A 23843-nucleotide genomic window follows, 5' to 3' on the forward strand; every position below is an offset into this window, starting at 1 on the left:
CGACGACACCCCCGAACCACTCACCACCACACCAGCAACCACCAAAGCCGAGACCGTCACCGGAGCAGAAACACGCATGCGGCCACACCCAATCCCTCGACGTCACGGGAGCGGTTGTCCGGGACATCCCCTGCCCGGGTCGCTCAGGACAACGTTGTCCAGGTTACCCACCAGTCAGGTCGTTGTCGGGTATTTCCGGTGGATCATCGGTTATCGGCGGTGAAACCGGTGTCGCAGCGGACTTTCGGCCGGAGCTTTTCTTGCGTGCCGTCTTTCCCGTTCCTTCCGCGCGAATCTCGCGTTCCGCGGATTCCACGGAGTCGATCCGGTCCAGAATTCCTTTTATTTCTTCCAATTCGCGGCGCAGGTAATCACGCGTGGCCACCTCACCGACGGCGAGACGCAACGCCGCGAGTTCCCGGGCCAGAAACTCGGTGTCCGCCTTGGTCTGAGCGGCCCGCATCCGGTCCTCCTCCAAGGCGACCCGGTCCCGGTTGTCCTGCCGGTTCTGCGCGAGCAGGATCAGCGGCGCGGCGTACGCGGCCTGCGTGGAGAAGGCCAGATTCAGCAAAATGAACGGATACGGGTCCCACCGCAGCCTGACCGCGAAGACGTTCAACAGGATCCAGACCACCACCAGGATCGTCTGAACCGCGAGATAGCGTCCCGTCCCGAGGAACCGCGCCACCCGCTCGCTGCTGCGGGCCATCGCTTCGGCGTCCCACTCCAACCGGAACCGGCTTTCCAGCGGCGTCTCCAGGCGTTGACGTGCCCTGCTGTGGCCGATCCGCACGCCGGTGTCGCTCTCGGTCATACTGCGTCCTCCTCGGCATGCGCGGGGCCCGCCGTGGTCACGCTGCGCTCGCTCATGCCTGCGTCTCGCTGGCGCTCGACTCCGGCACGAGCGAGTGCTCGGCTGTGTCCATTGTTCGCTCGCTGCGCTCGCTCATGCCTGCGTCTCGCTGGCGCTCGACTCCGGCACGAGCGAGTGCTCGGCTGTGTCCATTGTTCGCTCGCTGCGCTCGCTCATGCCCGGCCCCTCTCGTCGTTCGCTTCCTGATCGCGCCAGTCCTCGGGCAGGAGGTGGTCGAGCACGTCGTCTACGCTGACCGCGCCGAGCAGGTGATTCTCCTCGTCCACCACCGGCCCGCAGACCAGGTTGTAGGTCGCGAAGTAGCGCGTCACCGCGGCCAGCGGGAGTTCGGGACGCAGCGGCGAGAGGTCGGTGTCGAGAATGCCGCCGACCAGATGGGCGGGTGGCTCCCGCAGCAATTGCTGAATGTGGACCGAACCGAGATAGCGACCGGTCGGCGTCGCGGTGGGCGGACGGACCACGAAGACCATGGAGGCCAGCGCCGGGGTCAGGTCGGGATTGCGCACCCGTGCCAGCGCCTCGGCCACCGTCGTGGACGGCGTCAGGATGACCGGCTTCGGTGTCATCAAACCGCCCGCGCTGTAGGGGGAGTGCTCGAGCAGCCTGCGGACCGGCTCGGACTCCTGTGGATCCATCAGAGCCAGCAACGATTCGGCCTCGCCTTCGGGCAGTTCGCCCAGCAGGTCGGCGGCGTCGTCGGGGTCCATCGCTTCCAGCAGGTCGGCGGCTCTGCGCGTCTCCAGGTGGCTGAGCAACTCGACCTGCTCGTCGTCGGGCAGTTCCTGCACCACGTCGGCGAGGCGTTCGTCGTCCAGCGCGACGGCCACTTCGACGCGCCGCTTCTCCGGCAGCTCGCGCAGCATATGCGCGACGTCGGCTGCGCGCATGCCCTCGAACTGTTCCAGCAGCACGGTGACGTCCTGTCCGCGCCTGCCGATCTCATAGGGGGTCAGGCCGGACACCATGGTCCAGTCGACCACGTGCACGGTGCGCCTGCGTCCCAGCCTGCGGTGCCCGCGCACCGCCACCCGGCTGACCAGCCAGTCCCTGCTGCGGGTCTGCTCGATGCCCAGATCCACCACGTGCACGTCGACGCCGGCCAGATCCGGCAGGTCCGGGTCCTCCACCCGCACCACCGAATCGACGATCTGCGCCAAGGCGAGCATCTCGCCGGGTCGCTGGGTGAAGCGCCGCAGGCTGACCGTCCCGGTGTTCAGCGTGACCACACCGGGCTCGATCGCGGTGACCCGCAGGATCGGCACGAAAATGCGCCGGCGGGTGGGCAGTTCGACGACGAGTCCGTGCACACGTGGTTGCTGGCGGTCGTAGCGGATGGCCACGACCACGTCACGGATCCGGCCGATAGACTCGCCGTCCGGTCCCAGCACCACCAGGCCGGCCAGCCTGGCGACGTACACCCTGGTTGCTGCCATGCTGCCAGGCTAGAGGTTCGCGAGCGGGTGTCCGCCCCCGCGCCACGATCGACGGGAGTGATCATGAAGCCGCGCCGTTCGGTGCTCGCCTGCCCGGGCAGCAACACGAAGATGATCGAGAAAGCCAAGACGCTGCCGGTCGACGAGGTGTTCCTCGATCTGGAGGACGCGGTCGCGCCGGTGGCCAAGGCCGAGGCGCGGGCGAATATCGTGGCGGCGCTGAACGACTCCGGCTGGGGATCGCAGCTGCGCGTGGTCCGGGTGAACGACTGGACCACCGAATGGACCTACACCGACGTCATTTCCGTGGTCGAGGGCGCCGGCGCGGCGCTGGACGCGATTCTGCTGCCCAAGGTGAGCGACGCCGGTCAGGTGCGCGCCCTCGACCTGCTGCTGACTCAGCTGGAGAAGACCTGCGGCCTGGACGTCGGCCGGATCGGCATCGAGCCACAGATCGAGAACGCGCTGGGACTGCGCAATATCGATGCGATCGCCACCGCGAGCCCACGGGTGCAGACCCTGGTGTTCGGTCCGGCCGATTTCATGGCCAGTATCAACATGCGCACGCTGGTGGTCGGCGAACAGCCGGAGGGCTACGACACCGGCGACGCCTACCACCACATCCTGATGACCATCCTGCTCGCCGCCCGCGCGCACGGACTCCAGGCGATCGACGGCCCGTACCTGCAGATCCGGGATGTCGAAGGCTTCCGGCGGGCGGCCGCGCGCACCGCGGCGCTCGGGTTCGATGGCAAATGGGTGCTGCACCCCGGCCAGATCGAGGCGGCGAACGAGATCTTCAGCCCGCGCCAGTCCGACTACGACCGCGCCGAGGAGATCCTGGACGCGTACGCCTTCCACACCTCCGCCGCCGGTGGCGCCCGCGGCGCGGTCATGCTCGGCGACGAGATGATCGACGAGGCGAGTGCCAAGATGGCCCAGGTGATCGCGGAGAAGGGCCGGGCCGCCGGAATGACGCGCAGCACGCGTTTCACCCCGACGCCGGATCGGTAGCGATAGCAGAATGGAAACATGACGAATCCCTTGGGGAACTCGAACCGCGCGCGGCAGGGCCTTCCGACGCCCCCGTCGGGCTGGCCGGTCGGCTCCTACCCGACCTACGCCGAGGCGCAGAAGGCGGTCGACTATCTGGCCGAAAACCAGTTCCCGGTGCAGGACGTGACCATCGTCGGCGTCGACCTGATGCAGGTCGAGCGGGTCCTCTATCGGCTGACCTGGGGCAAGGTGATCGGCGGCGGCGTGGTGTCGGGCGCCTGGCTCGGCCTGTTCCTCGGTCTGCTGCTGAGCCTGTTCACCACCAGTGGCGCGTTCGGGCCGCTGCTGGTCGGCCTGGTCGGCGGTATCATCTTCGGCGTCATTTCGACCTCGATCCCATACGCGGCGACCAAAGGCCAGCGCGATTTCGCGTCGACCATGCAGCTGGTGGCGGGCCGTTACGACGTGCTGTGCGACCCGAAGTCGGCCGAGCAGGCGCGCGACATGCTCGCGCGGCTGGCGATCTGACGCATGGAAGTACTGGAGACGGTCCGCACCGCGGTGCTGGGCCATTTCGGCGTCGATGCCGCCGACGTCGACGCGGCGGCGGTCACCTTCCTCGGCTTGGAGCCGATCGAGATCCTGCGCATCGCCGACGGCGATCTGGTGCACTACGCCACACTGGGCGGCTCGAGGCACCCGATGGGCGATCCCACCGCACTGCACGCGGATCCGGTGCGCGGGCCGCGCGCGGAGCTGGTGCTGACGCTGCGGTCCGGCGTTGGCGCGAGCTCGGGACTGGCCAAGTCGCTCGGCGTGCTGGCCGCCGCGCCCGCCGTGGAAGGCGTTGTGCTGCAAACGGATGCGCTGATGGACCTGGGTGAACCGATGTGGCGCGACGCGCCGTTCACCGCGGTTCTGCTCGGCGACAGCGAGATTCCCGACGTCGTGCTGCCCGAGCCGGCCGAACCGGTGCGGTATTTCGCGGTGACGCCCGTGACGGCCACCGAGGCGGCGTGGGTGCGGGTCCGCGGCGCGCAGGCACTGCGGGACGCTTGGCAGGAGGCGGGGATCGACGTGCGCGATCCGGGGCGCGGCGCGGCCAGCCTGTGAGCCGCGGCGCCGCTACAACCACTTGTTGCGGCGGAAGGTGATGAGCAAACCCGTGCAGATGGCGACGATGACCAGCCACACCGCCGGATAACCCCAGACCTGCTTCAACTCCGGCATGTGCTCGAAGTTCATGCCGTAGATACCGGCGATCATCGTCGGCACGGCCGCGATCGCGACCCATGCCGAGATCTTGCGCATGTCGGTGTTCTGCTGCACGGTGACCTTGGCCAGCGCGGCGCTGATCAGCGCGCTGAGCGCCTCGTCGAAGTCGTTGATCCGCTCCGCGATGCCGGTGTGGCGCTCGCTGACGTCGCGCAGATAGCGCCGAACTTCCTTGGGCACCGGCAGGTCCGGATTGTGGCTGAGCGACTCCAGCGGCGCGGCGAGTGGATTCACCGCGCGCCGCAGTTCCACCACCTCGCGCTTGAGCTGGTAGATGGATTCGACGGTGACCTTGCTGCGCGGGGTGAAGGTCAGCTCTTCCATCTCGTCGATGTCGTTCTCGACCGACTGGGCCACCTCGAGGTAGGAGTCGACCACCCGGTCGGTGATGGCGTGCAGCACGGCGCCCGGCCCGAGTGACAGCTGCGCGGGGTCCGCCTCCAACGCCTTGCGTACCTCGGCGAGCCCGGAGTGCTCGCCGTGCCGCACCGCGACGACGAAGTCGGGGCCGGTGAACACCACGATCTCACCGGTCTCCACGATCTCGCTGACGGTGTTCATTTCGTGCTCGACGTAACTGACCGTGCGCAGCACCAGCAGGAGCAGGTCGTCGTAGCGCTCGAGCTTGGGCCGCTGGTGCTTTTGCAGCGCGTTGTCCACGGCCAATTGGTGCAGCCCGAATGTCGCCGCGATATCGGCCATCTGCGTCCGGTCCGGATCGTGCAGGCCCACCCAGACGAATCCGGTTGCCTCGTCGCGCACTCGCGCGAGCGCCTGCTTGTGGGTGAACCGGCCGGGTAGGCGTTTGCCCTCCACGTAGACCGCGCAGTCGACGATCGCCCGTTCGGTCGGCACCGGGATGAACCGCGGTTGCGGTGTCCGGCCGGATCCGCGAAACGACGAGAGCGGGGAAAACGAAGGCACGGTCACGATGCTACGTCGCTCGCGACTCCACCTCGCTGGCGCTCGGCTGCGTCGCGCGCGAGGGCGCGCTGTGTCCTCGGTTCGCTCGCTGACGCTCGCTCACGGGTGCCCCGAAGGGCGCCTGCCCGTGCGGGACGATGTCCACGCACGGTAAGACTGAGGGCGTGCGTATCGACTTGCATACCCATTCGACCGCGTCCGACGGTACCGACACTCCGGCCGAACTGGTGCGCAACGCCGCCGCCGCGGGCCTGGACGTCGTCGCGATCACCGATCACGACACCACGGCGGGATGGGCGCAGGCCGTCGACGCGCTACCGAAGGGGATCACGCTGGTCCGCGGCATGGAGATGTCCTGCGTGGGTTTGGGCGCGGACGGCTGGCCGGTTCCGGTGCATTTGCTGGCGTATCTGTTCGACCCGTCCGATCGCTGCTTCGCCGACGAGCGCGAGCGCCTGCGCGCCGAGCGGGTGGAGCGTCTGCGCGCCATGGCCGAGCGAATGGCCGCCGACGGTCTGCCCATCGATCCGGACGCCGTGCTCGCCTCGGCCGGGCCGTCGGCGGGCCGCCCGCATCTGGCGCGAGCGCTGGTCGAAGCGGGTGTGGTGCCGAGCGTGGGTGAGGCGTTCACCGAGCTGCTCGCTCCGCACGGGCGCTACTACGCGGAGAAGGCCGACACCCCGCTGCACCGGGCCGTCGAGATGATCGCCACCGCGGGCGGGGTCAGCGTCCTCGCGCACACCAGGGCGCGCAAGCGGGGCAGGCTGCTCGCGCTCGACGACATTCGCGAGCTCGCCGGACTCGGACTCGGGGGCCTGGAGGTCGCGCACCCCGACCACTCCGCGGCCGACCGCGCCCTGCTGACCGACCTGGCCGCCGAGCTGGGTCTTCTCACGACCGGTTCGTCCGACTACCACGGTGCGAACAAATCCATCCGGCTCGGCGAATTCACCACCGAACCAGCGCAATTCGAGAAGCTGGCGAGCAAGGCCACCGGAGTGCCGGTGATCGCATCGTGAGACTGGTGCGTGGGCTCAGCGGCCTCGTCGCCGCGGGAACATTCGCAGGAATGCTCGTCGTGGTCGGCACCGCCGTCATCGCGGATCGCCGCGGATTTCCCGGACCTGGCGGCGAGTCGGTCGCCTGGCATGTGGCGGCCGCCGCCGTGGTACTAGCGGCGCAGATCTACGCGGACCGGCATCGGGGTGTAGCCGCCTTGACCGGATCGGCGGTGGTTTTCCTCGCTGCTGGACTTTTGCTGTGGACGCAATGGTGGAGTTGAGCAACCCGTCTTGGTTGCGGGCTGGTGAATTGTGCCCGAACATTTCTCTTTGTGAGTGAACTCGAGACGGACGTACTGGTTATCGGCGGTGGTCCCGCCGGTATCTGGGCGGCCGTTTCGGCCGCTGCGGCGGGCGCGACCGTCGTGCTCGTCGACAAGGCGAGCTGCGGATCGAGCGGGCCGACCGCCTGCGGCGCGATCTCGGTCTGGCACATTCCGCCCGGCCCTGCTCGGGACGAGGCGGTGCGGCGCGGGTACGCCCACGGCGGCGGGCTCGGCGATCCGGAGTGGACGCATCGCGTGCTCGAAGAGACCCATCAGCGGGTCGAGCAGCTGGCCCGGTGGAGCCATCGGATCCCCGCCGCCGAAACGACGGGCGCGCCGACGCGGCGGGTACATCTCGACGGCGCCGGTTATCTGCGGCGGATGCGTCGCGGCGTGCGCGAAACGGGAGTGCGCGTTCTCGATCACCATCCCGCGCTGCAGTTGCTGGTCGACCGCGACGGGGTGGTGGCGGGTGCCACGGGGCTCCAGCACCACAACGGGTTCCGGCGCTGGACCGTGCGCGCGGGTGCCGTCGTGGTCGCCACCGGTGGCTGCGCGTTCCTGTCCGGCGGCGCGGGCACCGACGTGGACACCGGAGACGGACTGCTGTTCGCCGCGGAGGCGGGCGCCGAGCTGTCCGGGATGGAGTTCTCCAGCGCCTACGGGCTGACGCCGGCAGGGCACACCGAACCGGCCGCGCAGCCGAATCTCACGCTGCATTTCGCCACTCTCTACGACGAGTTCGGTAATGAGCTGCCAGGGCACGGTTCGGCCGCGCTCGCGGTCATCGCCGATGGTCGCCGGGTATTCGCCGCGCTCGATGACGTGCCGGTCGCCGTGCGCGCTCGGCCGACGCGCGACGGTGTGGCCGACCGGGCGCGGTGGGTGCCGCTGCGTGCGGTCCTGCAGGGCACGGTGCGCGGCACCGGGGGACTGCGCATCACCGGAGTGGACTGCGCTACGACCGTCGCGGGCCTGTTCGCCGCGGGTGACGTCGCCAGCCGCGAGTCGATCACCGGTGCGGTGACCGGGTTCGGCGGGCTGAGTGGCGCGTGGGCGATCGCCTCCGGCGTCTGGGCGGGCGCGGGCGCGGCGAGGTTCGCCCGTGCCGCCGACCGGCGCGCCCCGGTGCACGCGGTGCCTGGAGCCGGGCTCGGCGCCGTGGCGCGGATCGACCCGAGGGCGGTGGTCGGGCTCGTGCAGGAGCACACCCTGCCGCTGCGGCGCAGCTACTGGCGCAGCGCGGGCAGCCTGCGCGACAGCATCCGCGAACTGGACGCGATGTGGCCCGGCGCGGAGTTCGATCTCGGCGGAAGCGGTGTGGATCTCCTGCGTGCCCGGCAGGCCGCCGCGCTGCTCGCGGTGGCGCGGTGGACGAAATACAGCGCGCTGATGCGCACCGAGAGCCGGGGCATGCACCGCCGCACCGATCACCCTGGTGCCACCGATCATTGGCGGGTGCGGCTGACGTCGGGCGGGGTGCGTAGCGTGTGGGTGCGTCCGGATACGCTTAGGACACCGCCGGAGGAACAGGCGCACGATATCGTCGCCTAGAGGCAGTCGGGCGGAGTCCGCTCCCGGTCAAGAGGGCTGACGCAGCCGCACACAGTGGGCACAGTTGGAGGAGATCCGTCTGTAGTCCGCGTCGGTCGAGACAGGGCTGAGGCAGTCGGATAGTTCGGGCCGCGCGAAGGCCGAGGCAGTCGCGTAGTGGGCGCGGCCGGGCGGAGTTCGTCCGCGGTCCGCGCCGGGCCGAGGGAAGGCCGAGGCAGCCGTCGAGGTCTCACATACATCGGGTGTCGATCGGTGCGACAACTCACCGAGTCCTGGCCCTGAGGTGCGAGTTTCCGCTTACCTCAGGGTAATTCCCGCAACCTACCGTGAAATGATGACGCGCGACACAGGCCAGGGGGAACCGGTTTGGCAACTCGCCTACCGGACTGGCAGAATGTGTCGGATTCCTTACCTACGCCACCGCCGGGTAGGGGAGTTACGGAGATCTCCGCCTCGCGACGTACCGTCGCGGCCCGAGGGATCACACCGCATGTTCTGTCCGGACCCACCCGTCCGGTTCTTGCTTCGCGGATCAGTGCCGCGCCATGCCATCGAGAAATCGGCAAGCCGTGTTCGCTCGCTCGTAGCCGCTCGAAACATCCCGGTCGGCGCACTCGATGAGCGTAGTGAAACGTCTTATACCCATTACCCGGTGGTAACCGTCCCCCGGTTTAGCCCGACCCGAGCAGGAGTGAAATCGTGTCACCTGTGACTGACGCACCGAATGCCACCGCAAGCCTTTCCGAAATCACCAACGACGAAATTTTCGCGGGACATCTCGGCGGCAAGCTCTCGGTCGAACTCAGCGCGCCGTTGGAGACCCAGCGCGATCTCTCCATTGCCTACACGCCGGGCGTCGCCCAGGTCAGCCGGGCAATCGCGGAGGACGCGACGCTGGCCAAGCGCTACACCTGGACCGATCGGCTCGTGGTCGTGGTCAGCGACGGTACCGCCGTGCTCGGACTCGGTGACATCGGCCCCCGCGCCTCGCTGCCGGTGATGGAGGGCAAGGCCGCGCTGTTCAAGAAGTTCGCCGGGTTGGACTCGATCCCGATCGTGCTGGACACCAAAGACGTCGACGAGATCGTCGAGACGCTGATCCGCCTGCGCCCGAGCTTCGGCGCGGTGAACCTGGAGGACATCTCCGCGCCCCGCTGCTTCGAGATCGAGAAGCGGGTCATCGAGGCGCTGGACTGCCCGGTGATGCACGACGACCAGCACGGCACCGCCATCGTGGTGCTCGCCGCCCTCAACGGCGCGGCCAAGGTGCAGGGCCGCGGCATCGAGGGCCTGAAGGTCGTGGTGTCCGGCGCGGGCGCCGCCGGTGTCGCGTGCACGAACATCCTGCTCGCGGCCGGTGTCGCGGACGTCACCGTGCTCGATTCCAAGGGCATCGTGAGCCGCGACCGCGGCGACCTCAACGAGGTGAAGGCCGAGCTGGCCACCCGCACCAACCCGCGCGGCCTCACCGGCGGCGCGGCCGAGGCGCTGACCGGCGCCGACGTGTTCCTCGGCCTGTCCGCGGGTTTGATCGCCGAGGAGCTCATCGCGTCGATGGCGCCGGAGTCGATCGTGTTCGCCATGTCCAACCCGGACCCGGAGATCCACCCCGAGGTGGCGCGCAAGTACGCCTCGATCGTGGCCACCGGCCGCAGCGACTTCCCGAACCAGATCAACAACGTGCTGGCCTTCCCCGGCGTCTTCAAGGGCGCACTGGACGCGGGCGCGCGCCGGATCACCGAGGGCATGAAGATCGCCGCGGCCGACGCCATCCTCAGCGTCGTCCTGGACGAGCTGGGCCCGGACAAGATCGTCCCCAGCCCGCTGGACCCGCGGGTCGCCCCGGCCGTCGCCGAGGCGGTCGCGGCCGCGGCTCGGGCCGAGGGTGTCGCGTAGCGCGAGTCTTCCGCACAGAGATCAAGGGCGCCCCGTTCGTATCGAACGGGGCGCCCTTGTCGTCGGAGCTCCACGGATGGCATCCGCCGGAGCGAACTCAGTCCGCGGTCCGCAAATCGGTGGCGGGAGCGATTGCCAGCCGCGGTGATCGGCGCAAACGGCCGGTCCCCGGCGCGCTGGCCCATACCGTGAACGCGAGCAGACCGTCCAGCAGCATCGCGAGGACGGCGACCAGCAGCGCACCCACCAGCACTCGGTCGTAGCGGTAGAGGCTGATGCCGTCGAAGATGTAGCGGCCGAGTCCGCCGAGGTTGACGTAGGCGGCGATGGTCGCGGTGGCCACCACTTGGAGCGTGGCGCCGCGCAGCCCGGTGAGCAGGATGGGTAGCGCATTGGGCACTTCCACCCGGAACAGGATCTGCCGCTCGGTCATACCCATGGCGCGCGAGGCGTCCACGACATCGGCCGGGACATTGGCGATTCCGGCGTACGCGCCGGCCAGCAGCGGCGGGATGCCGACCGTGACCAGCGCCAGCAGCGGCGGGATCAGGCCGAGTCCGAGCAGCAGCACCACGAACGTCAGCAGGCCCAGTGTCGGTAGCGCGCGCATCGCGTTGGCGAAGCCGACCACGACAGCAGCCCCGCGCCGGGTGTGGCCGATGACCAGGCCGAGCGGCACCGCGATCGCCGCCGAGACGGCGATGGTCAGGACGCTGTACCACAGGTGCTGGACGATGCGGGTTTCGATGCCCGATGGTCCACCCCAGTTGGCGCCGTTGCTGAAGTAGTGCCAGGCGTCGATGAAAAGGTTCATGCGGCACCGCCTTTCGCTCTCCCACCCCTGGCGTCCGCGCGCACCCACGGTGTCGACCAACGGCCGAGGGCGTACACTACGCGGTCGGCGACCAGCGCGAGAGCCAGCGTCACGATGATGCCGGCGATGATCTCGTCCGGATAGTCACGCTGATAGCCCTGCGTGAACAGCTTGCCGAGCCCGCCGACGCCGATCAGCGCGCCGACCGACACCATGGCGATATTGGTCACCACCACCACTCGCAGGCTGGACACGAAGACCGGGACGGCCAGCGGCATATCGACGGTGAGCGTACGGCGCAGCGGGCTGTGACCAACCGCGTCGGCCGCGTCGAGCACGGTGGCCGGCACCGAATCCAGGGCCGCGGGAACCGCGATCACCAGCAGCGCCGTGGAATACACGGTGAGCGCGATGATCACGTTCAGCGGATCGATGGCCGAAATACCCACCAGCGGAGGAATGATCACGAGCAACGCCAGCGACGGAATGGTGTACGCCAGGCTCGCGGCGGTCACCGTGACCCGCCGCAGCCACGACACCCGGCGCACCAGCGCGCCGACCGGGACCGCGATCACCAACGCCAGTAGCAGCGGCACCAGCGCGAGGTAGAGATGGGTCGCGGTGAACCCCATGATCTCCGCGAAGTTCTCCACGAGATATTTCATGTCGATTCGCCACTCACCGTGCGTGCTCTTCGAAGAAGTGCCGGTTGCGTTCGGCGTCCTCGTGCGCACGCTGGCCCGCCAGCTGCTCGAGCACCTCGCCGGCGAGCACGCCGCCGCGCACGGCACCGGAATCGTCCACGGCGACACCGATTCCGGACGGCGAGGAGATCGCGGCGTCCAGTGCCTGGCGCAGGTCACCGGATGGGGTGAACAGCGAACCGCCCGCCGACATGCTGTCGGTCAGCGCGCGCCCGGCGCGCACGCCCTCGACGCCGGTCACGTCCACCCAGCCGAGCGGCTTGCCCGCCGCGTCGACCACCAGCACCCATTCCCCCGCGTGCAGCCGCAGCGCGGTGACCTCGTCCGCGACCGCCGTCCGGATCTCATGCAGCGAAACGTCGCTCGCGGTGCGGAAGGACAGCCCGCGATAGCCGCGGTCGCGGCCGACGAAATCGGCGACGAAATCGGTGGCGGGCTGGGCGAGCAAATGCTGCGGCGGGTCGTATTGCTGCAGCACACCGCCACGGCCGAACACCGCCACCCGATCGCCGAGCGTGATCGCTTCGTCGATGTCGTGCGTGACGAACACGATGGTCTTGTGCAATTCGGCCTGTAGTCGTTGCATTTCGACCTGCAATTCGGCGCGCACCACCGGGTCGACGGCGCTGAACGGCTCGTCCATCAGCAGAATCGGCGGGTCCGCGGCCAGCGCGCGGGCCACGCCCACGCGCTGCTGCTGCCCGCCGGACAGCTGCGCCGGGTAGCGATGGGCCAGCGATCGGTCCAGGCCGACCCGGTCCAGCACCTCGAGCGCGGCGGCGCGGGCGGCGCGGCGCGAGTCGCCGCGCAGCACCGGGACGGTCGCCACGTTGTCGACGACCGTCCGGTGCGGCAGCAGGCCACCGCTCTGGATGACGTACCCGATGCCGAGACGCAGACGCACCGGGTCGACGGTCGAAATATCCTGTCCGGCAATGGTGATCGTGCCGGAACTGGGGACGATCATGCGGTTGATCATCCGCATCGAGGTCGTCTTCCCGCAGCCGGAAGGACCGACGAACACGGTGAACGAACCGGACTCGATGCGCAGGTCGAGGTCGGCGACCGCGTGCGTGCCGTCCGGATAGGTCTTACTGATACCGGAGAACTCGATATCGGACAACGGTTTTCCCTCCCTAGCCGACCGGCTTGTCCAGCCCCTGCGCGGCGACCCAGGCCGCGGCCGCGGCCTTCGGCTCGGTCTTGCCGGCACCGGAGACGGCCTCGTTCAGCTTGATCAGCTCCGCGGTGGTGAGCTTGGCCGACACCGCGTTCAGCGCGGCCAGCGCCTTGTCCGACTTCTTCGCCGCGTTGAACAGCGGGACGACGTTCTGCGCGGGGAAGTTGTGCTTCGGGTCTTCCAGCACCACGAGATCGTTCTGCGCGATGGCGGGCGAGGTGGTGAAGATGTTGGCCGCGGTCACCTGGCCCTCGACCAGCGCGCGCACCGTGGCCGGGCCGCCGCCGTCGGCGATCGGCACGAAGTTGTTCGCGGCGATATCCAGGTTGTAGTTCTTCTTCAGGCCGGGCAGGCCGCCGGGACGCTCCTGGAATTCGGCGGGCGCGCCGAACTTCACCTCGGCCGAGTGCGCGGCCAGGTCGCCGATGGTGCGCAGGTTCCAGCGCTCGGCGGTGGCGCGGGTGACCACGACGGCGTCGGAATCCTCGCCGGGCGCGGGCGTGCCGATGGCCAGGCCGTTGCCGAGCGCCGCGCCGAGCGCGTTGTCGATGTCGGCGGCGCTGGTGGCGGTGGCGTTCTTGTCCAGATACTGCAGCAGATTGCCGGTGTACTCCGGAATCACCGAAATGGCGCACTGGCGTACCGCCGGGATGTAGGCTTCGCGACTGCCGATGTTGAGCTTGGTGTCGACGGCGAATCCATTGACGCGCAACACCTCCGCATACACGTTGGCGACGGTTTCGGACTCCGGGAAGTTGGCCGACCCCACGATCAGCCCGTCCCCCGAACAGCTGCCGCTCGCGGCGAGCGGATCGGAATTGCCACACGCGGACAGCACCATCGCGGCGGCGAGGGCCGCGGCGGCGGCGAGGACGCGAGCAGCACGCAGCGCGACGCGCAGCGCGGTGCGCTGATGCCCGGCAGCATCGAGGGTGCGGGTGGTTTTCACGGGAGTCCTTCCGGCATGACGGCGGTGCGCGGTCTCGGTGCCGAGCGGCCGCCGGTACATTCTGGATGTCCATACTGCCCGCTTCCAGGTTTTTCCGTAGCCTGCGTCGAATTGTCGGAGAGTTGGTGTCGCCGGATGGTGTTGGCCGCGTCACAGCGAGTGCTGGCTCGATTCCTGGTCCTCGCGTCTGTCGCGTTGGTCGTGTCCTGCGGGAACGCCGAGCCGGGGCCGTCGATCACTGTTGGGGCGGGAGATTCGGCGGAGTCGGTGGTACTCGCGGAAATTTACGCGGGCGCGCTGGCGCGGACCGGTGCGCGTACCGCGGTCGCGTCTCGTCTTGGCGGTCGCGCGGACTACCTCGCCGCGCTCGACGCCGATCGGGTCCACGTGGTCGGCGAGCACACCGGCGCGCTGCTGGCCCATCTCGACGAACACGCCACCGCTCGTCCGCCGAAAAAGGTGGCGGACGCGTTGAGCGCCGCGCTGCCCGAGGGATTGGTGGTCTCCGACATCGCCGACGGCACCGATCTGCGGCCGCGGGTGGTGGTCACCGCGGAGGCGGCGGCGCGCGACGAACTGAAGTCGGTCGGCGATCTCGCACCCCGTTGCGGCGGTCTGACCGTCGGAGTGGCCTCGGCGCCGGGCTTGCTGCCGCGTCCGGCCGCGGTCGATCGGGTCACCGGGTGCGACTTCGCGTCCACCGTGGCCTTACCCGATCCGGGCGCGCTGCGAAAGGCCTTGCTGGACGGGCAGATCGATGCCGGTCTGCTGACCGGTCCGCCGGAGCTCGCGCCGGGCGCGACCGATGGGCTGACCGTGTTGTCCGACGACGACTATGCCGTGCGCGCCGAGAACGTGCTGCCCCTGTTTCGTAAGGGGCTGCTCGACCAGCGGCAGATCAAGAAGCTGAACTACGTCGCGGGTGAGCTGACGACCGACGATCTGGCCGCCATGATCCGGCGGGTCCGGGATGAGGGCGTCGCGCCGGGAGACCTGGCCCGCGACTGGTTGGACGCGCACGCGCTGTAGGCGGCGACGGAACGTCTGCGTCTTGATGCCGCCTGCGCGGAACGCCGTCACCGCGTCCGGGTGACTACCTGAAGATAGATGTCGGAAATCGTACGAAAGATGTCGCGTCCGACACTGCCTCTTTGGCGGCGCTCGGCCTAGTGTTCTTGTCGGGGCCCGCTGGGCCGCCTGACAAATACGACTATGAGCAGTCCCCGCATCCAGCAACGGCGCTGGAGAGGTCGCCAACGATGTCGGCCGGGTCGACGGGTGCTGAATCGAGAGGCCATCGAGAACTCGTTCTCGGTGGCCTCTCGTCGTGAGCAGCGCCGGCGGCGCAGTGGGCGGGAAATGTGTGGCCGATCACTCGCCGCAGGATCTTGTCGGCGGACTGTTCCGCGCCGTATATTCCACGTGGAATATTTAGTGTGGAGCATGTCGGCTCCCCGGGCTAGCGTGCGACACACGGACTCGGCTGAGGTCGGGACGAAGGACCAGGAGGTAACGAAGCATGGGGCAGGCGCATCCACCGGTGACACCGTTGGCTATCGCCGTGCTCGCGCTGCTGGAGGAGCGGCCCATGCATCCGTACGAGATGTATCAGACGCTGATCTCCCGGCGGGAAGACAAGCTGGTCAAAGTGCGGCCGGGCTCGCTGTACCACACCGTGTCCCGGCTGGCCGACCAGGAATTGGTCCGTGCCGAGGGTGTCGACCGGGCGGGCAACCGGCCCGAGCGCACCACCTACCGGATCACCGCGCGCGGCAGGGACGCGCTGCGCAACCGGATCGCCGAGATCGTGCGGCGACCCATCCCGGAGTATCCGGTCTTCCCAGTGGCCCTGGGAGAGCTGCACAACCTGCCCAAGCCGGACGTGCTCGCGCTGCTGCGCGAACGGATCGCTGAGCTGGAAACCGAACTGGCCGACGCCGACATGCTGATCGCGTGGGCCGAAGAGCGCGAGGTCCCACGCCGCTACTGGATCGCCCTGCCCTTCGGGCGGGCCACCCTCGCCGCCGAAGCGGCCTGGGTCAAGGAGTTCGTCGCCGAATTGGCCAGCGGCGCAATCGAATGGGACGACGTCGATCCCTCGACCGGCGCACGCTCCGAACCCAGTGGGTCGGCCGCCGATGCCGCGCGGCCGCCGATGCCGGGCGGTGCCGTGGCGAACTCCGCCCTGAGTCTTTCGGATAATCCGAGTTAGGAACGAAATACATGCCCACCGAACGCAATCCGTGGCTGGCGCTGGTCGCGCTGGTCGTCGGCTTCTTCATGATCCTGCTGGACATGACGATCGTCGCGGTCGCCAATCCCGCGATCATGACCGACCTGCACGCCGACATCGCACAGGTGATCTGGGTGACCAGCGCCTACCTGCTCACCTACGCGGTGCCGCTGCTGGTCACCGGCAGGCTGGGTGATCGCTTCGGCCCCAAGAACATCTATCTGATCGGTCTCGCGGTGTTCACCGCCGCGTCGCTGTGGTGCGGACTGTCCGGCAGCGTCGGGATGCTGATCGCGGCCCGCGCCGCGCAAGGCGTCGGTGCCGCGCTGATGACGCCGCAGACCATGGCCGTGATCACCAGGACGTTCCCACCGGACCGGCGCGGCGCGGCCATGGGGCTGTGGGGCGGCGTCGCGGGGCTGGCCACGCTGGTCGGCCCGATCCTCGGCGGCGTGCTGGTGGACGGTCTCGGCTGGGAGTGGATCTTCATCGTGAACGTGCCGGTCGGTGTGGTCGCCTTCGCGCTGGCGGTGTGGCTGGTGCCCGCGCTGCCGACGCACGAGCACAAATTCGACATCACCGGCGTACTGCTCAGCGGCGTCGGCATGTTCCTGCTGGTGTTCGGCATCCAGGAGGGCAACAGCTACGACTGGTCGCCGCGGATCTGGCTGATGATCGGCACGGGCCTGATGGTGCTCGCGGCGTTCGTGGTCAACCAGGCGCGCAACACCGGTGAGCCGTTGCTGCCGCTGAGCCTGTTCCGCGACCGCAACTTCGCGCTGTCCAATATCGCCATCGCCGCGATGGGCGCGGCGGTGACCTCGCTGATGGTGCCGGGGTACTTCTACCTGCAAGCCGTGCGGGAGCTGTCGCCGACCAAGTCCGCGCTGGTCTTCGCGCCCATGGCGATCGTGACCGGCGTCGCGGCTCCGCTGATCGGCAGATTCGCCGACAAGCTGCACCCGCGAACAGTGCCCACGGTCGGCTTCAGTCTGTTCGCGGTGTCGGTGTTCTGGTTCTCGGCGCTGACGCAGCCCGACTCGTCACTGTTCTGGTACCTCGTCGCCGCCGGATTGGGCGGTTTCGCCAACGCCTGCATCTGGGCTCCGCTGGCATCGACCGCCACGCACAACTTGCCGGTGCAGCAGGCCGGTGCCGGGGCGGGCGTCTACAACACCACCCGCCAAGTGGGTTCGGTGCTCGGCAGTGCGGCGATCAGCGCTCTCATCGCGGCCAGGTTGACGGCGAACGGCCTGGGCGGTGGTCAAGTCACCGAGGGCGGCGCGGGCCAGGGCTCCATCCCAGAGTTCGTGAAGGACGCCTTCAGCACCGCGCTGAGCCAATCCACCCTGCTCCCTGCGGGCATCCTGCTGATCGGCGCCATCGCCTCGGCGCTGTTCATCCGCCACGCCCAGTCCGCCCCGGCGAGCCAGCGGCAAGACCTGACCAAAGCTGATTCCCTGGCTGGATGATCGAGACTCCGTGCCCCGCTGGACGCCTGGCCGCGGGGCACGGAATTCGTCAGCGCACCAGTCCGCTCAGCCTGTCCCAGTCGATACCGATCCGGATCGGCACATCGATGACGGTCTCGCCGCCGGACGGCTCCAGCCGGTCGTGCAATCGGTAATAGCCGAGCGTGTGGTCGAGAACGTGTACTTCGATGGAGGGAACTCGATTGTCGGCTATCCAGACGATCCAGTACCACGGAATCCCAGCCAGAGCGTATTCCGCCTTCTTCGCCACAAGGTCGACCTTCTCGGTGCCCGGAGCGACGACTTCGACGACAAGTCGCACCATCGAGGCAGGCAGCGGCCGCAAGTCCGCTGGCGCACAGGCGAGCAACGCGACATCGGGTCGGCGGATTGTAGCCCTCGGCATCTCCCAGAGGAGGACATCGAAGTCCGTGCTGACATCCAGACAGTCATTGCGGGAGCTGCCCTGATGGGCGGTGGCGGCCGTGTCGATGAGGTCGGCGAGCCTGCGCACTGCCTTTTGATGTTCCCGCGCCGGGGACTCGGCGCGGACGGCGTCGCCATTCACGACCTCGACAACACGGCAAAAGTCCTCAGGGAGCTGTTTCCAGATATCCACCGTGATCGGCTCCGGTTGAAGGTTTCCCGCACGCGCCCAGTCGATGACGGCGGACATTTGCACTCCTTTGGTGGGTGATGGGAACCGCGCCTGAGCTTATTCGGTGCTGCGCAGTCCCCGGCCGGACAATCACAGATCAGCGGAGTCGGGCACTGCCTCGCATGGCGTGGGGCGGGCTGTCATCGAACTGCCGATGCGCAAGTCAGCACGCGTGGTCGAAGCGGCTGACCATCATCGCGGGTTTCCGGCGGCGGGTTCAGCCGACCTGGACCGTGACCGAGGGGTAGCCGGTCGCGCCGTCGGGGATCACGTCGCGGCGTTCGGCGGTCTGGGTTTCGCCGGTGCCGTCGGTGGCGCGGGCGCGGATGGTGTGCGGGCCCGCGGTGGCGTCCCAGTCGAAGACCCACTGGCGCCATGTGTCGATGGATTGCTCGTCGGACATGCGGGCTTGTTGCCATGGGCCGTCGTCTATCTGGACCTCCACGGCGCGGATGCCGCGATGCTGTGCCCACGCGACGCCTGCGACGGGAATGCGGCCCGGCGCGAGGCGCTTGCGGCCGCGTGGGGTGTCGATGCGGGTGCCGGTCTTGATCGGGCCGAGCGCCGACCAGCCGCGACGGGTCCAGTAGGCGGTGGCGCGGTCGAAGCGGGTGACTTCGAGTTCGGTCACCCATTTGGTGGCCGAGACGTAGCCGTAGAGGCCGGGCACGATCAGCCGGGCCGGGTAACCGTGTCGCACCGGAAGGGGTTCGCCGTTCATGCCGACCGCGAGCAGGGCGTCGCGTCCGTCGGTGAGTACCGCGAGCGGAGTACCCGCGGTCCAGCCATCGGTGCTGTACGACAGCACCATGTCGGCGTCCGGGTGCGGGCCCGCCTCGGCGAGTAACTGATCCAGGCGGTAGCCGAGCCAGCGCGCGTTGCCGATCAGGTCGCCGCCGACCGGATTCGACACGCAGGCCAGGGTGATCAGGCGTTCCTCCACCGGCCGATGCGCCAAATCTGCCCAGCCGAGCCGTATTTCGCGGTCGACCATGCCGTGGATACGCAGCGACCAGTCGTCCTTGGACACCTGCGGCACGATCAGCGCGGTGTCGATCCGGTAGAAGTCGTCGTTCGGGGTCAAGTACGGCGTCAGCCCGGGTATCCGCAAGTCCGCACCGGGCGCCACGGGCGCGGCGGGCGCGGTCGGCTCCGGCAGTTGCACCGCGGCGCGCTCACCGGACACGTCCCGCCGCCGCAGGCCCAGCAGCCGTCCACCGACACCCGTGACCACGGCCAGACCACCTGCCACCAACAGCCCTTGCAAGACCTGGCGCCGCTCCGGGCTAGAGCCACTGCGTTCGGTGACGGCGGATTCGCCTGCGTGCTGACTGCCGGGAGTACTTTTGGCCGCCGGTGCGGTCTGCGATGGGGATGTGGTGGCGGAGGGTGCCGCATCGGCCTGCGTGTCGGAGGATTGCTGTTCGGCGGCTCGGTCGATGCGGTGAGTCAGCACGCGCAGCGCGTAAACGCCAGCGGCGACACCAATGACCGTCGGCAATGCACTGGCGACCCCCGTCCGCGCCACAACTATGGCCGCGGCTATCAGTCCGAATGCGGCGAACAACCACGATCCGGCGGCGCGCGTGCCGCGCTCGACCGCTCCCGCCAGCCCCGCGACGAGTGCGGCGATGATCCCCATGATCAGATACAGCACGGCCTTGTCGTTCGTGCCGAACGTGGTGATGGCCCACTCGCGCAGATCATCGGGTGTGTAGTCGACCACCGCCGAGCCGAGCGCATTGAGCGGCGCGCTGTCCGGGCCGGAGAACGCCGCGAGCAGTTCGGCGACACCCAGCGCCAGTCCCGCCGAGACGATCCCGGCCAGAATCCGCAGTCGCGCCTCGGCCATGGCATCGAGACTACTGCCGGTGTGCCCGCGGCATTGTGACCATTCGATGACGTGCGGACCGATCGTGGCTACCCGGCGAATTCCTCGGCGAGGCTGTTCCAGAACATCAGCTCGTAGCTCTGGAAAAGCCGCGCGTACATTCGGGCTTCGTCGGGGTCGAGCTGTCCGGAATCGAGACCGGCTTGCACCGCGGCGAGCGCGTTCTCCTCGAGCTCCGGAGCGCCCGCGGCGTAGAAGTCGAAGAACGCGCATGCGTCGTCATCGAAGCCGTAGTGCGTGCGCATTCCCACGGCGACCGCCGCGCAATACCGGCCGAACGCGGCGAGATTGGTAGACAACGCCACGATGACTTCAGCGGCGGCGCCGTTGAGCGCCAACCATGCCATGAAGGCCGGGTATGCCTGGCAGCCCGGCCGCGGTTGCTGGGCGCCGGTGTCCGGACCGGCCGCCGCCACCAGACCGTCCAGCAAGTGGTGCGCCTGTTGCTCGCCCGGCGCGAGCGCGCTGAAGAGAGCGCGGGCGTGTGGCTCGTCGGCCCGTGCGGCAAGGGTATGGACGCTGCGCCAGTCGCTGTCGGTGATTCGCAGTTCCTCGGCGGCGATTGCCGCGAACACCGCCCGGGGCGCCGTTCCCGCCGCGATTCGCGGAACGAGGCGGTTGTCGTCGTCGTGTGGCGTCAGCTCTGCTCGGATCCGGTCGAGCAGTGCACGCGCGGGCTGTGTGCGTTCCGATCTCGTCATCGCAAACCTCCGGTGTCCTCGACGATGTCGGTCCGATTGGGTCGACGAGCCTGTCTCCCTGCTCGGAAACGCGAAAGGCGCTGCCGCGAAGGATCTTCGCGGCAGCGCCTTCCGGAACCAGCTCAGTGGTAGATGCTCGCCACGTCTTCGGCGTGCTGTTTCATCACGACCGCGCGCTTGAGCGACATCTTCGGCGTGAGTTCGCCGGTCTCCTGGGTCCAGTCGATGGTGAGCAGACGGATCTTCTTGATCTGCTCGGCATGCGAGACCTTCTTGTTGGTCTCGGCCACCGCGGCGTCCACCTCGGCGATCAGCTCCGGGTTCTCGATCAGCTTCTCGATCGGGGTGTCGGCGGGCAGGCCGTGGCGTTCCGTCCAGCCGGGCAGCGTCTCCGGGTCCAGCGTGATCAGCGCGCCGATGAACGGCTGGCCGTCGCCGACCACCATCACCTGACTGATCAGCGGGTGCGCCCGCAGCGAGTCCTCCAGCAGCGCGGGGGAGACGTTCTTGCCACCGGCGGTGACGATGATCTCCTTCTTGCGACCGGTGATGGTGATGAAGCCGTCCGCGTCGATGGCGCCGAGGTCACCGGTCTTGAACCAGCCGTCCTCGAAGGCTTCCTCGGTGGCTTCCGCGTTGCCCCAGTAGCCGTCGAACACGACCGAGCCGCGCAGCAGCAGCTCGCCGTCCTCGGCGATCTTGGCGGCGTGGCCCTCGATCGGGCGTCCGACCGAGCCGACCCGGATGTGCTCCGGGGTGTTCACGGCGATGGCGGCGGTGGTCTCGGTGAGGCCGTAGCCCTCGTAGATGGTCACGCCGACGCCGCGGAAGAAGTGGCCGAGCCGCGCGCCGAGCGGGCCGCCGCCGGAGACAGCCGCCTCGCACTGGCCGCCGAGCGCCGCCCGCAGCTTGGCGTAGACCAGCTTGTCGAACAGCGCGTGCTTCAGCTTGAGCACGACGCCCGGTCCGCCGTTGTCGATCGCCTCGCTCCACGCGATCGCGGTGGCCGCGGCGGCGTCGAAGATCTTGCCCTTGCCGCCGTCGTGCGCCTTCTGCTTGGCGCTGTTGAACACCTTCTCGAACACGCGGGGCACCGACAGGATGAAGTGCGGCCGGTAGCTGCCGAACTGGTCGACCAGGGTGGACCAGTCGGCGGTGTGGGCGACGATCACCTTCGCGTCGAACGCGGCCAGCGCGACGGCGCGGGCGAAGACGTGCGCCAGCGGCAGGAACATGAGGGTCTTCTTGCCGTCGGTCACGTACTTGTGCAGCGCGATCCGGTCGGACTTGGACTCCGCGTAGAGGTTCGCGTGGGTCAGCATGACGCCCTTGGGGCGGCCCGTGGTGCCCGAGGTGTAGATCAGGGTGGCCGGCGACTGCGCGCCGACCTGGGCGCGACGGTCGTGCACGGCCTGGTCGTCCAGGTCGGCGCCGCGGGTGATCAGCTCGTCGAGCGCGCCCTTGTCGATCTGCAGGAGCTCCCGCAGATCCGGCAGCGATCCGGATTCGATCTCGTCGATCACCTTGCGGTGCTTGTCGCTGTCCACGATCAGGAGCTTGGTAGCCGAGTCCTGCAGGATCCACTTGGCCTGCTCGGCGGCGGAGCTGTCGTAGATCGCGACGGTGCAGCCGCCCGCGGCCCAGATCGCGAAATCGAGGACGGCCCACTCGTACCGGGTGGGGGCCATGATGGCGACGCGATCGCCGAAGTCGAGGCCCGAGGCGATCAGGCCTTTGGCCACGCCGGTAACGGTCGTCGCGAACTCCGCGGCCGTGACGTCCCGCCAGCCGCCACTGCCGTTCGGCACGTTGAACAGCACCGCGTTCGGCGTCTGCTCGGCATGGCGGAAGACGTTGTCGGAATTGTTCGCGTCATCCGGGATGGTGTAAGAAGCCGGGACTTCGAACTCTCGCATCACTGCCCTTCCACGTGGGTTTACTCGCCAGTAATCTACGACACCTGCGCCAGGGCCGTGAGGTCGACCACCGCAATCGGCTCCGCACATGACCGCCCGGTACGGATCCGCTCCGCTGCTCATCCTAGTTCGCGCAGGTCCGCGGGTTGGAGTGCTTCGCGGAGGAATCCGGCGAGCTCACCCAACGCGGCCGCCGCGGGCACCGCCAGCGCGGCCTGCAGCTGTGCGACGTGCCACAAGCCCTTGCTCTCGGTGAACTGCACGTGCACGCCCGCCGCCCGCAGCGCGGCGACCAGATCCACGCATTGCGTGTGCAGCAGCTCGCTGACGTCGACTTGCACATAGGTCGGCGGCAGACCGCGCAGCTCGCCGGTCAGGGGAGCGTAAACCGGGTCGGCCGGGTCCCCGTCGCCCAGATAGGCGGCCGCGCAGGCGCGCGACCATGGCTTGCTGATCACCAAGTCGCGCTCGCGATCCGGGATCTGGTTGGGATCCGACCACGGTGCGATCAGCCCGAGCGCGGCCGGAGTGCATCCGTGCCGCGCGATCAGGCGTTGCGCGAGCGCCAGCGAGAGACCGCCGCCCGCGGAATCACCGGAGACGGCGATCTGCCCCGCGTGGTAGCCCGCGCTCGCCATCAGCTCCAGGAACGCGGCCTCGGCGTCGTCCAAGGCCGTGGGCAACGGATGCTCCGGCGCTAGGCGGTAGTCCAGCACGTAGACCGCGCAGCCGGTGTCGCGCGCCAGCCGGGCCGCCAGTGAACGGTGCGTCGCCATCGAGCCGACCGCGTACCCGCCGCCGTGCAAGTAGAGGACGGCGCCGTGGCCGGAGGTGTCCGCGAAGCTGATCCGCTCGGCGGGCCTGCCACCCAGGCGCAGTCGTTGCACGATGCTGCCCTCGGGCAGCAGCTGCGCCCGCGAACCGATGTCCAGCAGCCTGCGCTGCATCGGAAACGGCAACCGCTTGTTGAGCGTGACCCGGAAGATGGGATTCAGTACCGCCCGCGCGACGGGCAGCGGAAGGTTGATGTCCCGCATGGTCGTTCC

At 68.7% G+C, this 23843-nt stretch carries 22 protein-coding genes; 10 read left to right on the forward strand and 12 right to left on the reverse strand.

What is annotated here, in order from left to right:
* Positions 1-163: 163 nt before the first annotated feature.
* Positions 164-814 carry a DUF1003 domain-containing protein gene (locus ACWPXK_RS32665; protein ID WP_454200024.1) on the reverse strand — a complete coding sequence of 217 codons (651 nt, stop codon included), beginning with the start codon at positions 812-814 and terminating at the stop codon, positions 164-166.
* A 212-nt stretch (positions 815-1026) separates the two neighbouring features.
* Positions 1027-2307, reverse strand: a complete 1281-nt coding sequence (locus tag ACWPXK_RS32670; protein ID WP_454200025.1) for a magnesium transporter MgtE N-terminal domain-containing protein — start codon at positions 2305-2307, stop codon at positions 1027-1029.
* Between the two features lie 63 nt (positions 2308-2370).
* Between ACWPXK_RS32670 and ACWPXK_RS32675 the strand changes: the two genes are divergently transcribed.
* From ACWPXK_RS32675 to ACWPXK_RS32685, 3 genes are read left to right on the forward strand one after another with little or no spacing between them, the layout of a single operon-like run.
* Positions 2371-3321: an HpcH/HpaI aldolase/citrate lyase family protein gene (locus ACWPXK_RS32675; RefSeq protein ID WP_454200026.1), complete on the forward strand. Its 951-nt coding sequence runs from the start codon at positions 2371-2373 to the stop codon at positions 3319-3321.
* 18 nt (positions 3322-3339) lie between these two features.
* On the forward strand, positions 3340-3831 hold the full coding sequence (locus ACWPXK_RS32680; protein WP_454200027.1) for a general stress protein: 492 nt from the start codon (positions 3340-3342) through the stop codon (positions 3829-3831).
* Positions 3832-3834: 3 nt separating this feature from the next.
* A complete protein-coding gene (locus ACWPXK_RS32685; RefSeq protein WP_454200028.1) occupies positions 3835-4416 on the forward strand; it encodes a suppressor of fused domain protein in 582 nt (193 codons plus the stop codon).
* 12 nt (positions 4417-4428) lie between these two features.
* On the opposite strand, the gene ACWPXK_RS32690 is transcribed toward ACWPXK_RS32685, so the two are convergent.
* A complete protein-coding gene (locus ACWPXK_RS32690; RefSeq protein ID WP_454200078.1) occupies positions 4429-5511 on the reverse strand; it encodes a magnesium and cobalt transport protein CorA in 1083 nt (360 codons plus the stop codon).
* Positions 5512-5666: 155 nt separating this feature from the next.
* Between ACWPXK_RS32690 and ACWPXK_RS32695 the strand changes: the two genes are divergently transcribed.
* The 4 genes from ACWPXK_RS32695 (at position 5667) to ACWPXK_RS32710 (ending at position 10279) form a co-directional block, all read left to right on the forward strand.
* On the forward strand, positions 5667-6521 hold the full coding sequence (locus tag ACWPXK_RS32695; RefSeq protein WP_454200029.1) for a PHP domain-containing protein: 855 nt from the start codon (positions 5667-5669) through the stop codon (positions 6519-6521).
* Positions 6518-6784 (forward strand): hypothetical protein, encoded by a 267-nt coding sequence (locus ACWPXK_RS32700; protein WP_454200030.1) that lies wholly within the window; start codon positions 6518-6520, stop codon positions 6782-6784. The genes ACWPXK_RS32695 and ACWPXK_RS32700 overlap by 4 nt, the downstream gene beginning before the upstream one ends.
* A gap of 51 nt (positions 6785-6835) precedes the next feature.
* Positions 6836-8383: an FAD-binding protein gene (locus ACWPXK_RS32705; RefSeq protein ID WP_454200031.1), complete on the forward strand. Its 1548-nt coding sequence runs from the start codon at positions 6836-6838 to the stop codon at positions 8381-8383.
* Between the two features lie 699 nt (positions 8384-9082).
* Positions 9083-10279, forward strand: coding sequence for an NAD(P)-dependent malic enzyme (locus ACWPXK_RS32710; protein WP_454200032.1), 1197 nt, complete (start codon positions 9083-9085; stop codon positions 10277-10279).
* A gap of 97 nt (positions 10280-10376) precedes the next feature.
* Here ACWPXK_RS32710 and ACWPXK_RS32715 read toward each other — a convergent pair whose 3' ends face one another.
* The 4 genes from ACWPXK_RS32715 to ACWPXK_RS32730 are packed head-to-tail and all read right to left on the reverse strand — an operon-like array spanning position 10377 to position 13866.
* Positions 10377-11093 carry an ABC transporter permease gene (locus ACWPXK_RS32715; RefSeq protein ID WP_454200033.1) on the reverse strand — a complete coding sequence of 239 codons (717 nt, stop codon included), beginning with the start codon at positions 11091-11093 and terminating at the stop codon, positions 10377-10379.
* Positions 11090-11758, reverse strand: a complete 669-nt coding sequence (locus tag ACWPXK_RS32720) for an ABC transporter permease (protein ID WP_454200034.1) — start codon at positions 11756-11758, stop codon at positions 11090-11092. Before ACWPXK_RS32720 ends, ACWPXK_RS32715 begins: the two co-directional genes overlap by 4 nt.
* A gap of 13 nt (positions 11759-11771) precedes the next feature.
* On the reverse strand, positions 11772-12920 hold the full coding sequence (locus tag ACWPXK_RS32725; RefSeq protein WP_454200035.1) for an ABC transporter ATP-binding protein: 1149 nt from the start codon (positions 12918-12920) through the stop codon (positions 11772-11774).
* Between the two features lie 13 nt (positions 12921-12933).
* Entirely contained in the window at positions 12934-13866 is a 933-nt protein-coding gene (locus tag ACWPXK_RS32730; protein ID WP_454200079.1) for an ABC transporter substrate-binding protein, read from the reverse strand.
* A 195-nt stretch (positions 13867-14061) separates the two neighbouring features.
* Between ACWPXK_RS32730 and ACWPXK_RS32735 the strand changes: the two genes are divergently transcribed.
* The 3 genes from ACWPXK_RS32735 to ACWPXK_RS32745 all read left to right on the forward strand — a co-directional run bounded on the left by ACWPXK_RS32735 (position 14062) and on the right by ACWPXK_RS32745 (position 17631).
* Positions 14062-14955, forward strand: coding sequence for an ABC transporter substrate-binding protein (locus ACWPXK_RS32735; protein ID WP_454200036.1), 894 nt, complete (start codon positions 14062-14064; stop codon positions 14953-14955).
* 490 nt (positions 14956-15445) lie between these two features.
* The gene (locus tag ACWPXK_RS32740) at positions 15446-16138 is read left to right on the forward strand and encodes a PadR family transcriptional regulator (RefSeq protein WP_454200037.1); all 693 of its coding nucleotides are present in this window, start codon (positions 15446-15448) and stop codon (positions 16136-16138) included.
* 11 nt (positions 16139-16149) lie between these two features.
* The gene (locus ACWPXK_RS32745; RefSeq protein ID WP_454200038.1) at positions 16150-17631 is read left to right on the forward strand and encodes a DHA2 family efflux MFS transporter permease subunit; all 1482 of its coding nucleotides are present in this window, start codon (positions 16150-16152) and stop codon (positions 17629-17631) included.
* 49 nt (positions 17632-17680) lie between these two features.
* Here the strand turns inward: ACWPXK_RS32745 and ACWPXK_RS32750 are convergent, their stop codons facing one another.
* The 5 genes from ACWPXK_RS32750 to ACWPXK_RS32770 all read right to left on the reverse strand — a co-directional run bounded on the left by ACWPXK_RS32750 (position 17681) and on the right by ACWPXK_RS32770 (position 23834).
* A complete protein-coding gene (locus ACWPXK_RS32750) occupies positions 17681-18307 on the reverse strand; it encodes a Uma2 family endonuclease (protein ID WP_454200039.1) in 627 nt (208 codons plus the stop codon).
* A 199-nt stretch (positions 18308-18506) separates the two neighbouring features.
* Positions 18507-20141 (reverse strand): sulfite oxidase, encoded by a 1635-nt coding sequence (locus ACWPXK_RS32755; RefSeq protein WP_454200040.1) that lies wholly within the window; start codon positions 20139-20141, stop codon positions 18507-18509.
* A 68-nt stretch (positions 20142-20209) separates the two neighbouring features.
* Positions 20210-20881, reverse strand: coding sequence for a hypothetical protein (locus ACWPXK_RS32760; protein ID WP_454200041.1), 672 nt, complete (start codon positions 20879-20881; stop codon positions 20210-20212).
* 122 nt (positions 20882-21003) lie between these two features.
* Positions 21004-22797 (reverse strand): AMP-dependent synthetase/ligase, encoded by a 1794-nt coding sequence (locus tag ACWPXK_RS32765; protein WP_454200042.1) that lies wholly within the window; start codon positions 22795-22797, stop codon positions 21004-21006.
* 119 nt (positions 22798-22916) lie between these two features.
* A complete protein-coding gene (locus ACWPXK_RS32770; RefSeq protein ID WP_454200043.1) occupies positions 22917-23834 on the reverse strand; it encodes an alpha/beta hydrolase in 918 nt (305 codons plus the stop codon).
* Positions 23835-23843 lie beyond the last annotated feature (9 nt).

The organism is Nocardia sp. Marseille-Q1738 (genome assembly GCF_965283145.1).

Excerpts from the sequence above, each read along its gene's own strand:
- ACWPXK_RS32665 (WP_454200024.1), bottom strand. The coding sequence starts at position 814 with ATGACCGAGAGCGACACCGGCGTGCGGATCGGCCACAGCAGGGCACGT.
- ACWPXK_RS32740 (WP_454200037.1), top strand. The coding sequence starts at position 15,446 with ATGGGGCAGGCGCATCCACCGGTGACACCGTTGGCTATCGCCGTGCTC.
- ACWPXK_RS32750 (WP_454200039.1), bottom strand. The coding sequence starts at position 18,307 with ATGTCCGCCGTCATCGACTGGGCGCGTGCGGGAAACCTTCAACCGGAG.
- ACWPXK_RS32685 (WP_454200028.1), top strand. The coding sequence starts at position 3,835 with ATGGAAGTACTGGAGACGGTCCGCACCGCGGTGCTGGGCCATTTCGGC.
- ACWPXK_RS32715 (WP_454200033.1), bottom strand. The coding sequence starts at position 11,093 with ATGAACCTTTTCATCGACGCCTGGCACTACTTCAGCAACGGCGCCAAC.
- ACWPXK_RS32760 (WP_454200041.1), bottom strand. The coding sequence starts at position 20,881 with ATGACGAGATCGGAACGCACACAGCCCGCGCGTGCACTGCTCGACCGG.
- ACWPXK_RS32745 (WP_454200038.1), top strand. The coding sequence starts at position 16,150 with ATGCCCACCGAACGCAATCCGTGGCTGGCGCTGGTCGCGCTGGTCGTC.
- ACWPXK_RS32765 (WP_454200042.1), bottom strand. The coding sequence starts at position 22,797 with ATGCGAGAGTTCGAAGTCCCGGCTTCTTACACCATCCCGGATGACGCG.
- ACWPXK_RS32770 (WP_454200043.1), bottom strand. The coding sequence starts at position 23,834 with ATGCGGGACATCAACCTTCCGCTGCCCGTCGCGCGGGCGGTACTGAAT.
- ACWPXK_RS32670 (WP_454200025.1), bottom strand. The coding sequence starts at position 2,307 with ATGGCAGCAACCAGGGTGTACGTCGCCAGGCTGGCCGGCCTGGTGGTG.
- ACWPXK_RS32680 (WP_454200027.1), top strand. The coding sequence starts at position 3,340 with ATGACGAATCCCTTGGGGAACTCGAACCGCGCGCGGCAGGGCCTTCCG.
- ACWPXK_RS32720 (WP_454200034.1), bottom strand. The coding sequence starts at position 11,758 with ATGAAATATCTCGTGGAGAACTTCGCGGAGATCATGGGGTTCACCGCG.
- ACWPXK_RS32675 (WP_454200026.1), top strand. The coding sequence starts at position 2,371 with ATGAAGCCGCGCCGTTCGGTGCTCGCCTGCCCGGGCAGCAACACGAAG.
- ACWPXK_RS32735 (WP_454200036.1), top strand. The coding sequence starts at position 14,062 with ATGGTGTTGGCCGCGTCACAGCGAGTGCTGGCTCGATTCCTGGTCCTC.
- ACWPXK_RS32755 (WP_454200040.1), bottom strand. The coding sequence starts at position 20,141 with ATGGCCGAGGCGCGACTGCGGATTCTGGCCGGGATCGTCTCGGCGGGA.